Source organism: Devosia sp. MC1541 (genome assembly GCF_012847305.1).
Taxonomy (GTDB): Bacteria; Pseudomonadota; Alphaproteobacteria; order Rhizobiales; family Devosiaceae; genus Devosia.
Window position 1 is genome coordinate 190,057 of the sequence record NZ_JABBDZ010000003.1, and the last position, 13,699, is coordinate 203,755.

Annotated in this window: 12 protein-coding genes; 6 read left to right on the forward strand and 6 right to left on the reverse strand. The window is 58.4% G+C overall.

What is annotated here, in order from left to right; genetic code table 11:
- The first annotated feature begins 3 nt into the window (after positions 1 to 3).
- The 3 genes from HKD40_RS05310 (at position 4) to HKD40_RS05320 (ending at position 4,072) form a co-directional block, all read left to right on the forward strand.
- Positions 4 to 285, forward strand: a complete 282-nt coding sequence (locus HKD40_RS05310; RefSeq protein ID WP_169194691.1) for a type II toxin-antitoxin system RelB/DinJ family antitoxin — start codon at positions 4 to 6, stop codon at positions 283 to 285.
- A 177-nt stretch (positions 286 to 462) separates the two neighbouring features.
- Positions 463 to 2,982, forward strand: coding sequence for a glycoside hydrolase family 2 protein (locus HKD40_RS05315; RefSeq protein ID WP_169194692.1), 2,520 nt, complete (start codon positions 463 to 465; stop codon positions 2,980 to 2,982).
- 175 nt (positions 2,983 to 3,157) lie between these two features.
- Positions 3,158 to 4,072 carry a DMT family transporter gene (locus HKD40_RS05320; protein WP_169194693.1) on the forward strand — a complete coding sequence of 305 codons (915 nt, stop codon included), beginning with the start codon at positions 3,158 to 3,160 and terminating at the stop codon, positions 4,070 to 4,072.
- A 32-nt stretch (positions 4,073 to 4,104) separates the two neighbouring features.
- Here the strand turns inward: HKD40_RS05320 and HKD40_RS05325 are convergent, their stop codons facing one another.
- Together HKD40_RS05325 and HKD40_RS05330 are read right to left on the reverse strand one after the other, a co-directional pair.
- Positions 4,105 to 5,394 (reverse strand): NAD(P)/FAD-dependent oxidoreductase, encoded by a 1,290-nt coding sequence (locus tag HKD40_RS05325; RefSeq protein ID WP_169194694.1) that lies wholly within the window; start codon positions 5,392 to 5,394, stop codon positions 4,105 to 4,107.
- 30 nt (positions 5,395 to 5,424) lie between these two features.
- Positions 5,425 to 6,810, reverse strand: coding sequence for an FGGY family carbohydrate kinase (locus HKD40_RS05330; RefSeq protein WP_169194695.1), 1,386 nt, complete (start codon positions 6,808 to 6,810; stop codon positions 5,425 to 5,427).
- 1,582 nt (positions 6,811 to 8,392) lie between these two features.
- Between HKD40_RS05330 and HKD40_RS05335 the strand changes: the two genes are divergently transcribed.
- Positions 8,393 to 8,584, forward strand: a complete 192-nt coding sequence (locus tag HKD40_RS05335) for a hypothetical protein (RefSeq protein ID WP_169194696.1) — start codon at positions 8,393 to 8,395, stop codon at positions 8,582 to 8,584.
- 266 nt (positions 8,585 to 8,850) lie between these two features.
- Here the strand turns inward: HKD40_RS05335 and HKD40_RS05340 are convergent, their stop codons facing one another.
- Positions 8,851 to 9,033, reverse strand: coding sequence for a hypothetical protein (locus HKD40_RS05340; protein WP_169194697.1), 183 nt, complete (start codon positions 9,031 to 9,033; stop codon positions 8,851 to 8,853).
- 308 nt (positions 9,034 to 9,341) lie between these two features.
- Between HKD40_RS05340 and dusA the strand changes: the two genes are divergently transcribed.
- Positions 9,342 to 10,346 carry a tRNA dihydrouridine(20/20a) synthase DusA gene (gene dusA / locus HKD40_RS05345; protein WP_169194698.1) on the forward strand — a complete coding sequence of 335 codons (1,005 nt, stop codon included), beginning with the start codon at positions 9,342 to 9,344 and terminating at the stop codon, positions 10,344 to 10,346.
- On the opposite strand, the gene HKD40_RS05350 is transcribed toward dusA, so the two are convergent.
- Together HKD40_RS05350 and HKD40_RS05355 are read right to left on the reverse strand one after the other, a co-directional pair.
- The gene (locus HKD40_RS05350) at positions 10,343 to 11,029 is read right to left on the reverse strand and encodes a TIGR02281 family clan AA aspartic protease (RefSeq protein ID WP_169194699.1); all 687 of its coding nucleotides are present in this window, start codon (positions 11,027 to 11,029) and stop codon (positions 10,343 to 10,345) included. The two genes, dusA and HKD40_RS05350, sit on opposite strands and share 4 nt — an antisense overlap.
- Before the next feature lie 66 nt (positions 11,030 to 11,095).
- Entirely contained in the window at positions 11,096 to 11,914 is an 819-nt protein-coding gene (locus HKD40_RS05355; protein ID WP_169194700.1) for an adenosylcobinamide-GDP ribazoletransferase, read from the reverse strand.
- 65 nt (positions 11,915 to 11,979) lie between these two features.
- Here HKD40_RS05355 and cobT point away from each other — a divergent pair, with 65 nt between their 5' ends.
- A complete protein-coding gene (gene cobT / locus HKD40_RS05360) occupies positions 11,980 to 13,002 on the forward strand; it encodes a nicotinate-nucleotide--dimethylbenzimidazole phosphoribosyltransferase (RefSeq protein WP_169194701.1) in 1,023 nt (340 codons plus the stop codon).
- On the opposite strand, the gene HKD40_RS05365 is transcribed toward cobT, so the two are convergent.
- Positions 12,999 to 13,688 (reverse strand): DUF6683 family protein, encoded by a 690-nt coding sequence (locus HKD40_RS05365; protein ID WP_169194702.1) that lies wholly within the window; start codon positions 13,686 to 13,688, stop codon positions 12,999 to 13,001. The genes cobT and HKD40_RS05365 overlap by 4 nt on opposite strands.
- Positions 13,689 to 13,699 lie beyond the last annotated feature (11 nt).

A 13,699-nucleotide genomic window follows, 5' to 3' on the forward strand; every position in this document is an offset into this window, starting at 1 on the left:
TGAATGGCCGCAAAAACCAGCATGCTCCACGTTCGTATCGATGACGATCTCAAAGCTAAGGCATCTGAGGCTTTGGCCAATGTTGGTCTCACCGTATCCGATGCAGTTCGCATACTGCTCACCCGTGTTGCGCACGAAGGCACACTGCCACCGGGTTTGATTGCGGATCCCGTCGCTTACGATGAGTGGTTTCGGGCGAAAGTCCAACAAGCGCTTGAAAGCGACGCCCCAACGCAGTCGCATGAAAAGGCGATGTCTACGCTGCGCTCTCACCTCAAGTATTAGGCCATTGCTGCATTGCGTGGAGCACACGCAGCACCGTCACCCAATCACAGCGCCAACCATTCGGCATCTTCCATACAAATATTCCCCATCCCCCTAGACGCCACCATTCCCTCCGCTACAAATAAGGCGATCGAAATCGATTGCACTGGCCCTTTTGCCAGTTGAGGAGGACTTGTCATGGCCGTTCCGGCGTATAACGCCGCCCTGTCTTTGGGCGGTGACTTTTCGTTGCGCGCTATCTCGCGCGACATTGCGACCACCATCGCTCTGCCGGGCGACGTGCATACCGCGCTCTTGAATGCCGATTTGATCCCCGATCCCTATTGGGGCGAGAACGAAAAGCAGGTGCTTTGGGTCGGTGAAACCGCTTGGACCATGGATCGCGTCTTCTCCGCGAAAGAGGCCGATATTGATGGCTATCTGACCCTGACGCTTTCAGAGGTCGATTGTATCGCCACGATCTTCCTCAACGGCGAAGAGATTGCCCGCACGGACAACACCTTCATCCGCTACGACATCGACGTGACCGGCAAAGTACGCCTTGGCGACAACACTCTGCGCCTTGAGTTCGCCGTTGCCGAAGACATTGCCAACGCCCGCGCCGCAGCGCACCCATTCCCCATTCCCTTCACCAAAAACTACCAGACCAATGGGCTGAAGGGCATTCCGATGAACTTCATTCGCAAGCCCGCATGCCACGCGGGTTGGGATTGGGGCATCTGCACCATGCCCGTTGGCGTCTATGGCACCATGAGCCTGCGCAAATCGCGCCTCGCTCGTCAGGAAAGCGTGCAGGTCGATCAGGTGCACGGCAAAACCACCGTTGAGCTTTCGATCAAAACCATCGTTCACGCTTTCGCTCATGGCGAGGTTGAAGTCGCCCACACCATCGGTGGACATCAGATCCTTGATCGTGTTGCGGTCCAAAAGGGCGAGAACGTCCTCACCCACAATGTCACGATCCACGATCCAAAACTGTGGTGGCCAGCAGGGCAGGGCGAACAGCATCTTTATGACCTCGTCACCGACCTTGAAGGCGAAGTCACCACCCGCAAGATTGGCCTACGCGACCTCCAATGGGTGATCGAGAAGGACGAGATCGACCACACCTTCAAGTGCCGGATCAATGGTCGCGACATCACCATGATGGGCGCCAATTGGATCCCAGCTGATGCGATCCCTTCGCGCATCACGCCAGAAGTTGTTGGCGATCTCCTCGCCAGCGCCAAAGCGGCCAATATGAACATGCTGCGCATTTGGGGCGGTGGGCAGTTCGAGCCCGATTGGTTCTACGACAAATGCGATGAGCTCGGCATTCTCATCTGGCACGACTTCATGTTCGCCTGCATGAGCTATCCGTCCAACCGTGAGTTCCTGGCGTCCATCGAAACGGAAGTCACCCAGCAGGTCCGCCGTCTGTCGCACCACGCTTGCATCGCCCTCTGGTGCGGCGATAACGAGGTCATTGGCTCGCTCGATTGGTATCCCGAAACCAAGAAGGACAAAGAGCGCTACATAGCCAATTATGACCGCGTAAATTCGCTTCTCCATCGCATCGTCGAAGACGAAGACCCAATCCGTCGGTTCTGGCCGTCCTCGCCTTCGCTGGGCTATATGGACTTCTCCGATGGCTGGCATTCCGACACGCGCGGTGACCTCCACTATTGGGACGTCTGGCACTCCGCCAAAAGCTTTGAAGCCTACCGCACGGTCAATCCGCGCTTTGCCTCCGAATTCGGCTTCCAGAGCTTCACCTCAATGAATGTCATCGAGACCTTCTCTGAGGAAAAGGATCGCAATCCATCGTCGCCCGTCATGGAAAACCACCAGCGCAATGCGGGCGGCAATGCGCGCATTCTCGAAACCATGACGCGCTACTTCCGCTTCCCGCGCGATTTCACCCAGATGGTGTTCCTGTCGCAAATCCAGCAGGGTCTCGCGATCAAGACGGCCATTGAATATTGGCGTTCCACCAAGCCGCGCTGCATGGGCACACTCTATTGGCAGATCAACGATCTCTGGCCGGTCGCGTCTTGGTCTTCGCTCGATTACGGCGGTCAGTGGAAGCTGATGCACTATATGGCGCGCCGCTTCTTCTTGCCCATCAATGTTGTCGCCGTGCCTCAGCACACCGAATTGCGCACCAATACGCGTGGCATTCCCGTTGAAGGCCAGCTGCCGAGTGAAATCGTCCTCAAGGCAATCAATGACACAGGCCACGCCGCAACGATCGCGCTCGAAGTCCTCGCGGTTCGCGTTTCCGGCGGGCAACGGCAGCTGTGGTCGGGCAATGCCGCTGTCGGTCCCGATGCGGCCATTGCTGTAACCGAAATTGCCACGAGCACCCTTGCTGAGGACGAATTCCTCTACTTCATCTGGAAAGACGCCAACGGAACTATTCTGGGCGAGAACGACTTCTTCCTCAAACCCTACAAGGCTTTTGAACTGCCGCAAGCGAATGTCTCGTCCAAGTGGAGCGAGGCGAATGGTCAGCCGGTCCTTACCCTTGAGGCGGACGCCCCCGCATTCTTTGTCACGGCGACGACCAATGTTCCGGGCTATTTCTCCGACAATGCGGTCACACTTCTGCCGGGTCGTCCTGTGTCGCTCACCTTCACATCACGCCGCGGCGCGGAGGTTAGCGTTGCAACGCTGTCAGAGGGTTTGACGGTTCAGCACCTCGCTGAAACCTTCTAAACCGGGAAAGCTCCAAACTTCCATACAAGATTGTGAGCCGCACCTATTGACTTGGGTGCGGCTTTCTTCAACCCTACCGATGCGGCGCATAAGACTCCCGCCGCGGAGTACCACCCTTGTTCATAGAATTTTCGTCCACGCCCACACCGGGCGGGCCGTCGTTTGAGTTTCGCTAATGGCTTTTCCTGTTTTGCCGGTCGAGAACCGCGTCAACACCGCCATTGGCTTCCTGATGCTGTCCCAAGTCGTGCTGCTGGTGCTCGATATTTCGGCCAAATGGCTGGCGCTCTCGGGCATGCCGACCACCGAAATCGTCTTCGTGCGCTATGGCATGCACTTCATTTTGCTCATGCTGCTCTTCCTCCCGGTGCAGGGCAAAAACCTGTTCCGCTCGGGCAATATCAAGCTTGAGCTTGTGCGCGGCTTTTGCCTGTTTAGCACCACCTCGCTCAACTTCTGGGCGATGAGCTATCTGCCCCTCACCGTCACCAGCGCCATTGCCTTCACGGCGCCTCTCATGGTCTGCGCTCTGTCCGGTCCCATGCTGGGCGAAAAGGTGGGCTGGCGTCGCTGGATGGCCATCGGCATTGGCTTTATCGGCACGCTGATCATCGTCCGCCCCGGCTCTGAGGCCTTCCACCCCGCGGCATTCATCAGCCTTGGCTGCGCGGTCTTCCTCGCACTCTTCACCATTTTCACCCGCAAACTTGCGGGGGTAGATGCCGCGCTGACGCAACAATTTTACGCCAGCATTGTGCCGATCACGCTTTTGGCTCCCGTGGCCCTCACGGGCTGGGTCTGGCCACAAAGCTCGATCTCTTGGGCTGCGTTCCTTGTTATGGGTGCCGCCGGGCTCTTCGGGCACATCTTAAACTCCACAGCGCTCCGATACGCGGGCGCATCCATCCTTGCGCCCTTCACCTATGTCAGCCTCGTCTATCTCTCGATTGCCAGCTGGTTGATTTTCAACGAGCCGCCGGATGCTTGGTTTATCCTGGGCGCCTCGATCATCATCGGCTCGGGTATTTATATCTGGCTGCGCGAGCGCAAAGTGGCGCGACAAGCCGCTGCCGTTCCCCTCGTCGATTAAAACAAAAGGGCCAGCGAAAGCTGGCCCTAATTTTATTTCTCGGTGACTTCTTCGAGCGGCTTTTTGGTTTCTGCCGCGCCGTGAACAATAAGCCGGTTTGAGCGCTGCCCGGTGAAATGGGTCCACAGCCAGCTGATGGTCACGAAGATGCGCGTCTTGATTTCGACGAGGAAATAGACGTGCGCAATGCACCATAGCCACCACGCCACCCAGCCGGTGAAGACCACCTTGCCGAAGTCGGTCACTGCCGAGCGCTTGCCGATCGTCGCCAGATCGCCCGCGTGCTTATAATTGAACGGCACATGCCGCCTATCGCCCACGAGGCGACGGTTGATAACGCCTGCCACATAGGCGCCCATCTGCTTGGCAGCAGGGGCCACGCCCGGCACAGGCTTGCCGTTGAACGTCGTGCTCGCCACGTCGCCGATGACAAAAACATTGTCCATGCCCGGCACGCGCAGATCATCGCCAACCTGCACGCGGCCTGCGCGGTCGCCTTCAATGCCCAGCCACTTGGCAGCCGGCGACGCCGACACACCCGCGGCCCAGATAACAGTGCGTGTCGGCAGGTACTTTACGCCATAGCGCACGCCTTCATCGTCGATATGAACCACAGCAGAGCCAAGTTCCACTTCCACGCCCAGCTTATTGAGCGCGCTCAGCGTGTAATCCGACAATGCCGGACGGAAGTTGCCCAACACCTTGCCCGCGGCTTCGATCAACACCACGCGCAGCTCTTCGGGCTTGATGTGTGTGAACTGGTTCTTGAGCGAAATCCGGCCCAGCTCGATAATCGCGCCTGCCAGTTCCACACCCGTCGGACCCGCGCCGATCACGGCAAAGGTCAGCAGCGCCTTGCGCTTTTCCGGGTCGTTCTCGCGCTCTGCGGCTTCAAAAGCCAGCAGCAGCTTGCGGCGAATAGCGGTCGCGTCTTCGAGCGTCTTCAGGCCCGGCGCGTATTTTTCCCACTCGTCATGGCCGAAATAGGCGTGCTGCGCACCCGTCGCCAAAATCAGGCTGTCATAGGCTTCGCGCGTACCGTCCTCGAGCACAACTTCGCGCGCCCCGGTATCGACGCCGGTCACGGTTGCCATCAACACATGCGCATTCTCTTGGCTGCGCAAAATGTGGCGGATCGGCCAGGCGATTTCCGAAGGGCTCAGCGCGGCGGTCGCGACTTGATAGAGCAGGGGCTGAAACAAGTGGTGGTTGCGACGGTCGATCACCACCACTTCAGCGTCAGCGGACTTCAAGGCCTTCGCCGCAGCCATTCCGCCGAACCCGGCGCCCACAATTACGACGCGGTGTTTACGGCTCGTCATGGCTAGTCCTTGTATAGTGCGTCTTAGACGCTAGAGATTCTTGGTCTTTTTCTCCCAACCTTCGCTGTAATTTTTGAACCCTTGTACGACAAGCGGCGGAAATGCCGCAGGCAGGGGGGCTTGAGGGAGATCTTCACAACATAATACCGCGGCCCCGAAACTGGTTCCTGTACTGTCCTGCGAGGCGTGGACCGGCCTTTCGGTCAGCGCCGCCAAAGCCCGGCAATACAAGGCGTTCCGCGCCAGCGGCCCCTCCACAATAATCGCCTCGCCGACCCCGCAAAGTCCCAAGGCCGCGCGGGTCAAATGCGCGAGGTACAGTGTCGCAGCAGCCGTGCGCTGCCCCTCTGTCAGCACCGACTTGTCCACAGACCATTCGCCTCGCCTCTGCCCATAGGGGCCCACACCGGCGACAAAACTCGGATAGGCCTGCACCTGCTGCTCGATCACGAAAGCAATGTCCGCCGCGCTCGGCTCGGCATAGTTCGGCACCAAGAGATCGAACTCGCGCCCACCCATAAACCGCGCCGTCGGCACAGGACGCCCCAGCGCGTCGACATTGGCCAGACTGTCGCGTTCCTTGTCGAGCGCTGCAGTGCTGCCCCCAAGGGTCATGCAAATGGTCCAGGTGCCGCTGGATATGACAGTAACCGGATTCTGAAACCGGGTGAGATAGGGCACCAGCGACGCGTTTGAATCGTGAATGCCCGAGCAAACCGGCGTGTCTGCGGGCAGCCCGGTCTCAACCGCCACCCGCGCCGTAATATGCCCCAAGACCGCCGCAGCCGGTTTGACGGGCGGAAACAGCGCGCGCCACCCTTGCTGCGCCACCATCTGCGAAAAATCCCCCGTATTGGGGTTCCACAGATCGGTATGGCATCCCAATGAGGTCGCCTCGCTGGCGCGCTTTCCGGTCAGCCGCCACGCCCAATATTGCGGATAGGTCAGGATCGTCGTCACCCGCGCAAAATCGTCCGGGAAACTCTGCGCCTGCCAGAAAATCTGCGCGCCTAGATTGAGCCCATTGGGCAAGCGCGGCGACAGTGTTTCTTCAAACGTCCCCCGCGCCAGTCCATAGGCTTCGGCGCAAGTCTCGGGCAGGGGGCTTTCATAGTCGAGCACCGGCAGGGCCAATTCATCCCCCGCCACCAGCGCCGCCGTTGCGCCATGCGTGGTGATGGAAATCGCCCCCACCCCATACTCCGCCTCAAACGCCCGCAACCCGTCGAGAATAAACGCCCAGAGCCGCTCTGTGTCATGAGCCAGAATAGCGGTCCCGCCTACGTCCAATTCGATGGACCGATTGGGTGTTGAGCGCGTGTCGATATGGTGTCCATCGCCCCCCAGCAAAACCAGTTTCGCATTGGTTTTTCCAATATCGATGACAGCAATATTGCGATTAGACGAAGCGGTCATCGGCCCTCCCCAGCACAACGAACCACTCGAAACTAAATGATTTTTTGGGCGGGGGCTACGCTGGAATGGTAGGGGTTTTGGGCTGTTCTATTCGTGCCGAGGGATCGCCCCATGCGGCAACCACCACCAGTCCTCACCCTCGGGCCTGACCGGAGGGCTCTTCACTTTCCAATTCTCACACGGACGCAGGCCTGCGAAACCTACCCCGCCCCTGCAGAGGTATTTCTGAAACAGCCCATGCTCACGTGCAGTTTTGGTGCGACCAGCCTCAATACGGCCTAGTCCTCGTCATCGCCAGCTGGTGTTTTAACGTACCGAATAAACGCGAAGACAAATGTTGCAAGCAGGATCGACGCATCGCCGTGCGACGGGAAAATTATGATCCCTTTGAATTCCACAAAGCCGAACGCCACTCGAATGACTGCGGCGGTTAGTGCCCAAGTGATCATGAGATTTCTGAATCGCTTGGGTGGTGGGTCAAGCATATAAGACATGGAAAACTAAACTGGGCGATTCATTGCATTATTGGCAAGCTATGGAGTGGAAATCGTCTCGTCTATTGTGGTTCTGATTTCTGCTTAACGCAGTCAGTTTTAATAAAGTCTACAAAAGAGCCGTCATTAGTTTTAGGTTATAGTGTTTAGTATTGGTAATGAAATTTGCTATCGAGCTGTCGAGAAATCTTGGTTCCGATTTATTAGTGCAACTCTATTTCTATTGTGGAAGGTAGTGAATTGTCGCGACTTGGACATGGTCGATCATCGTACGGGCTTTATCAACTAATCGGCACTGTGTTCGTGTTAGCCGTCTTTTCCTTCGCTCGGCCGGGAACATATCCGAATAAAGGGCCGTCTCTTTACGAGCGGTTTCGGAGTGGTGCCGCCAACGATGTGGATATCCTCATCAGTCTTGGGATGATCATCGCCATCGCCTATTCAGTCGCCGTTCTGATTAGCGATGTCAGGAGCACTGGGCGCTGGTGGTAACCTGACCTCGCCTTCAAACCAGCCCTCGTCGTCCCCCTCGGGCCTGACCTGATGGCGCTACACTTCAATTCGGCACTCTCCACCCCGCCACCCCCGCGAACGCGGTGGCCTCCGTTACTGACGCTCCGAACTCTCCACCCCGTCATTGCCGGCCCTGTCCCGGCAATCCAGTCGGAACCACGATCGCACTGGATCCCCGGGACAAGCCCGAGGATGACGCCGAGTGGAGCCCACCACTCACCAAACTCTCGTATCAGCAAGCACAGCCCCCTCGGCTCAAGGCCGAGGGTGACGCAGAAAGTGTGTGGCCAATGTCGCGGTCAACAAAGGCGTCCGCAGCCCTTGCCCATCAAACTTCACCCTTCCGAGCGCTTGGCTCCAGCCACCAGCTGTCACCCTCGGGCCTGACCTGATGGCGCTACACTTCAAGCCAACACTATCCACCTCGTACCCCCGCGAAAGCGGGGGCTTCCGTTGATGACGCACCGCACCCTCAACCCCGTCATTGCCGGGCCCGTCCCGGCAATCCAGTCTGAACCACGATCGCACTGGATCCCCGGGACAAGCCCGAGGATGACGCCGAGAGTGTGTGGCCAATGTCGCGGTCAACAAAGGCGTCCGCAGCCCTTGCCCATCACAAGCGCTCCTTGCCGATCGACCAGCTTAAGGGTTCGGGAGCCTCCACTTCGACCAACCGTGACGGTCAATCCATCGGGCTCATATTCTGCGCTGCTTTCCCAATAACCAAAATCAAGCGTGCAGAAGGAGACGACGCCGAGCACAACTAGGGCAAGCAAGATTAACCGAACGACATTGTGCCAATTCAATCTACCGCCCTTATGCATGCGTCAACTTAGCCATCATTGTGCATATAAGCTGCCTGTCCGCAGCCCACACCCGTTTCCGTCGATCCCACACGGCGCATACGGCGGCGATCGTTTCCGAAGCTTTGGGGAGCGGATGAGGACATTACGACCGATACCGAGCCCACTGCTGACGTTCAAAAGGTTGATGTGACCGCTTCAAAGCGGACACAACAAGCACGTGCGCTATTTTAGTGTAATGCCATTTTTCGGCGGATGAAGATGTCGGCAACTGCCGCCAGCACTGAAATAACTGCCATAACTGCGAGCACTGACACATTGAAAATGCCCTCGCCCATGGCACTCATTCCTGCGGCAAACAGAAGTATAAAACACGCTGTAGCCGTGATCAAAGCATGCCGAAACCCTGCCATCACCCACCCCTTGCTACTCGCCACGCTAACAGGTCAGAACCAACGAGCAAGCACGACGGCCCCTGCTGGCTTACACTTCCGTAGCCGCTTCGCGCTTATCTGGTTCCAAAGCTGCCAGTCCCCTTCCCATCCCGTTTCCGTCGATCCCAAACGGCGCATTCGGGGGCGATACCCGTCCGCTGTGAAGTTGCGGACAGCCCTATCGCCCCCACATCCCTTTGAGTGGCCCTATCTCCCTCTCCATGGTACAGACGGCAAAAGTTTAGTGCCGGGCCACGATGCCTCGACGTGGTGCAGATAGAATACGCATGGACATTCAGACCCTAAAACGCTCCCGACGGTTCTCCGTCGCCCCTATGCTCGATTGGACCGACCGGCACTGCCGCGTGCTCCATCGGCTGCTGACGCACCATTCCCTGCTGTTCACCGAAATGGTGACAACAGGCGCGATTGTGCATGGCGATGCGGAGCGTCATCTGCGGTTTGATCCGGTCGAACAGCCCGTCGCCTTGCAATTGGGCGGGTCCGACCCCGTCGATCTCGCCACGGCGTGCAAAATCGCCGAAACTTTTGGCTATAACGAGATCAATCTCAACGTCGGCTGCCCATCAGATCGCGTTCAGTCCGGCCGCTTTGGCGCTTGCCTCATGGCCGAGCCCGATCTCGTGGCTGACTGTGTGAAGGCCATGCGCGACGCGACCTCGCTGCCCGTTACCGTCAAGTGTCGCATCGGCATTGATGATCAGGACATTGAAGAGAGCTTGGATCGCTTCGCCGACAAAATGGTCGAAGCCGAAGTGGACGCGCTTTACGTCCACGCCCGTAAAGCGTGGTTGAAGGGCCTGTCGCCCAAAGAAAACCGCACCATTCCGCCGCTCGAATATGCCCGCGTTTATCGCCTGAAGCAGCGCCTGCCGCATGTGCAGATGCTGATTAATGGCGGCATCGAAACGTTTGAGCAGATCGACGAGCATATGCAGCATATGGATGGGGTGATGGTGGGCCGCGCCGCTTATCACAATCCCATGCTGATGGCCGAGGTCGATGCGCGTCTCTTCGACGACACCCGCGCCGTGCCCGATTTCACGCAAATCATGGCTTCTATGGCCGATTATGCCGAAGGCGAATTGGCCAAGGGCACGCGGCTGAACAATATCGCTCGCCACATGCTGGGCCTCGCCAATGGCCGTCCGGGCGCGCGTCAGTTCCGGCAAATCATGAGTGTCGATGCCTGCAAGGCAGGCGCGGGGCCGGAAGTATTTGCGCGCGCAGTGGCCGTGGTCGAAGACCGCGCTGTTGAAGAAATCGCCTAATCGGCGATTTCGAGCGAATTCTGCGTCACCGAATAGCGGCTGAGCGTTTCAAGGAAGGTCATGCCCAAAAGGCTGGTTTCCAAAACGCCTTCGCGCGTCACCAGCGCCGTAATATTGCGCCGCTCAATGCCGCCAACGCTGATCGAGCTTAGCCGCACCCGTGCGGCGAGGCCTTGCCCATTGGCGGTGGAGACCGGCACGATATAGCGCAAATCCTCGGTTCTAATCCCCGCTGCTTCCGCATCCGGTACGGTCAGCACCACAGTCGATGCGCCCGTGTCGAACACCATTGGCGTTTCGTGGCCGTTCACGTTCGTGCGCACTTCAAAGTGCCCGTTCATGCCACGGCGGAACGTTGCCGTGCCGCCTTGCGCATCGACAAGCGCCACGCCGGGCTGGAGTTCGCCCGCGACTCGCTGGGCGACATTAAAAATCTCATCGCGATAGGTGTAGGTGATGATGACGATGGCGAAAATGCCGACCCACCCAATCACACCGCCGACCAGTTCAGCCGCACGGAACCGGCGGGCAGACATGCCACCCGCCACTATGATCAAAATAATCACCAGCGGCACCAGCTGGGCCGTCTGCATTTGGCTCAGGCCGATCAGCGTGCCCGCATCGGCGCTGATCAACAGCGCAATGCCAACCGCGATCACCAGGGCTAGGCCAATAAACAGCATTCTCGTTTCGCTCCGCACCGTCGCACGCAGTCCATTTAGGCGCGCACTGCCGACATTTTAAAGGCGTTAAATGAAGAGAAGTAAAAGAGTGATCCCGACGATCTCACCCAGCGCGCCAGCTGCGCCCAAAAGGTCGCCCGTTTGCCCCTTCACGAGCCGCATGCACCATTTGGTCCAGCCAAAGCTCAGGAGCCCGATGCCTGCCATTGCGACCAGAGTGCCAATCGGGCCCACGTAAAATCCGCAGCCGATGCAGAACAAAACTGTCGTCAGCGCGATGCCAATCCAGAAGTCGCGCGCCGAGAGAATACCGGCTGTGGCCGCGACGCCGTCAGAACGCGCTGGAGGCAGGGCATGTGCCATCCAAAGCCCCGCCACGCGCCCATAAGTGCTGGCACAAAGCCACAAAATGGCCCCCATAATCGCGCTCTGTTCAGCCATTGCGGTGAGGGCGGTGACACGCAAAACGAGAAACAGACACAGCGCCGCCACCCCATAAGTGCCGTGCCGACTGTCCTTGAAAATCTCCAAGCGCCGCTCGGGCGTATAGCCGCCAAACAGCCCATCAGCCGCATCGGCGATAGCGTCTTCCATCATCCCGCCGCCGACAATGATCATCGCCGCAACCGCCAATGTCGCCGCAAAAGCTGTCGGAAGACCCGCGCTAACTCCAAGCACTAAAACAGCAATTGGGAAAATGCCGATGATGATAGAGGCAAAGGGCAGGGCCCGTGCGATCCGCCCCAAGTCGGGAACTTCATGCGGCGAAGACCCGGTCGGTAGCCGCGAAAAGAATCGCAGCGTCATCACAATATCCGCCCAAAACCGGGTGAGGGCATTGCTCTTAGCGTGCGTTTCGCCCGGTTCTTTCGGCAAATCGGTCAATTGCATTCAGCTCCGATATGGGCAACAAGACCCGCGCTTCTCTAACATATTGCGCCGGACCTACCATGCCCGCTCTCAATCCCGCATTTGCCGACATCATTGAACTGTTGATTGCAGTACCCGATGGCGATGATGCCGCGGTCGCGGCAGTGCGCCAGCGCGACGCAGCGCTCACAAAGCCCGTCGGCTCGCTCGGGCGTCTGGAAGAATTGGTCGAGTTTCTCGCGCGTTGGCAGCACCGTTCCAAGCCGCGCCTCGACAACCCAATGGTCACGATCTTCGCGGGAAATCATGGGGTTACGGATCAGGGCGTGTCGCCTTATCCGCGTGAAGTGACCGCCCAAATGGTCCAGAATTTCACCAATGGTGGTGCTGCGATTTCGCAGATTTGCGGCCTGCACGAGATCAATCTGCGCGTCTTTGAACTCGCCCTTGAGCTGCCGACAGGCGATATCACCAAGGAGCCCGCCCTCGACGATCAGATGTGCGCCGCAACCATCGCCTATGGCATGGAAGCCGTCGCCGGTAAGCCGGATCTGATCTGCTTGGGTGAAATGGGCATCGGAAATACCACAATCGCCGCAGCCATTTACGCAGCGCTTTATGGTGGTAAAGGTGCAGACTGGGTTGGTCGGGGCACTGGCGTTGACGATGCGGGCCTCGCCCGCAAGGCCGATGCAGTCGATCGTGCTTTGGCCTTCCATGCCGGAAATCTGGAGCACCCGCTTGAGATTCTCGCACGCCTCGGGGGGCGTGAGATCGCAGCCATGCTCGGCGCCTTGCTCGCGGCCCGCCACCAGAAAGTTCCTGTTGTTATTGATGGGTATGTGGCCACGGCCGCCGCTGCTATCGCCCACGCGATCAACCCAGCCGCGATCAATCACTGCCTCTTTGCGCATGTTTCGGCCGAAACCGCCCACGCGCGCGTCTTGGAAAACCTGGGGCAGGTTGGCTTGCTCGATCTTGGTATGCGTCTTGGTGAAGGCACGGGTGCCGCACTCGCAGCCGTCATGGCCAAGACCGCGCTGCACCTTCACAACAATATGGCAACCTTTGAATCGGCTTCGGTCTCGAACAAGCAGGTCTAGTTCTCTGCCGAGGTTTCATCTGGCAGCGGCCTAAAATCAAAACCTTTTGGCCCCGGTTCAAGGGCCAAAAGGTCAACGCTCATATCATTGCGGAAGCGCATAACTGAAGCTGCAGCAAGCATTTCGAGCGCGGTGATGTCCTTTGCCTTCACGGCGGCATTGAGGGCCGCGTGTTCCACCAGAAAGTGCCGGATGTAAGTTTCGGCCATGATCTGCTTTTGCTGGTCGCTCAGCTGGGCGAAGGCAGGATCGATCGAAAACGCAGCGCGGAGCTGCGTCTGAACGGCGGAATTGTCGACCTTGGTCGAGTAAGCGCCGTTCGCCGTGATCCAGTTGAGAATCCAATACGACGTCAGCGCATCCGCGACATTTCCCAGCTCCAGCCCATCCTTGGCCACGAGCTCCTGCCAAGTGTCCAGAGCCGAGTTTTTCTCAAAAGCCTCTCGCAGATTGTCGCGCGCTTCCACGCCTGCCGACCAGCGGATTTCTTCAAGGAACTCGCGCTCAATGCGCGCCGAGGTTGTGGGAGAAAAATGGTATGAGGTGTCGAACGTCTCGTCTTCAACCTCTTCGGTTGGCGCCATCGGTGCAGTGGCAGGGGCTTCTTGCGCAATGCCAACAGTCAGGCTGAAACCGAAAAACAGTAGAGACGCTAAAATTCGCATAAAATCCTCCGACGCGGACATAGTCGCTATCC

What these genes read in the sequence shown, in the direction of transcription:
- HKD40_RS05310 (WP_169194691.1), top strand. Translation starts at nt 4, where the DNA reads ATGGCCGCAAAAACCAGCATGCTCCACGTTCGTATCGATGACGATCTC.
- HKD40_RS05315 (WP_169194692.1), top strand. Translation starts at nt 463, where the DNA reads ATGGCCGTTCCGGCGTATAACGCCGCCCTGTCTTTGGGCGGTGACTTT.
- HKD40_RS05320 (WP_169194693.1), top strand. Translation starts at nt 3,158, where the DNA reads ATGGCTTTTCCTGTTTTGCCGGTCGAGAACCGCGTCAACACCGCCATT.
- HKD40_RS05325 (WP_169194694.1), bottom strand. Translation starts at nt 5,394, where the DNA reads ATGACGAGCCGTAAACACCGCGTCGTAATTGTGGGCGCCGGGTTCGGC.
- HKD40_RS05330 (WP_169194695.1), bottom strand. Translation starts at nt 6,810, where the DNA reads ATGACCGCTTCGTCTAATCGCAATATTGCTGTCATCGATATTGGAAAA.
- HKD40_RS05335 (WP_169194696.1), top strand. Translation starts at nt 8,393, where the DNA reads ATGTCGCGGTCAACAAAGGCGTCCGCAGCCCTTGCCCATCACAAGCGC.
- HKD40_RS05340 (WP_169194697.1), bottom strand. Translation starts at nt 9,033, where the DNA reads ATGGCAGGGTTTCGGCATGCTTTGATCACGGCTACAGCGTGTTTTATA.
- dusA (WP_169194698.1), top strand. Translation starts at nt 9,342, where the DNA reads ATGGACATTCAGACCCTAAAACGCTCCCGACGGTTCTCCGTCGCCCCT.
- HKD40_RS05350 (WP_169194699.1), bottom strand. Translation starts at nt 11,029, where the DNA reads ATGCTGTTTATTGGCCTAGCCCTGGTGATCGCGGTTGGCATTGCGCTG.
- cobT (WP_169194701.1), top strand. Translation starts at nt 11,980, where the DNA reads ATGCCCGCTCTCAATCCCGCATTTGCCGACATCATTGAACTGTTGATT.
- HKD40_RS05365 (WP_169194702.1), bottom strand. Translation starts at nt 13,688, where the DNA reads ATGTCCGCGTCGGAGGATTTTATGCGAATTTTAGCGTCTCTACTGTTT.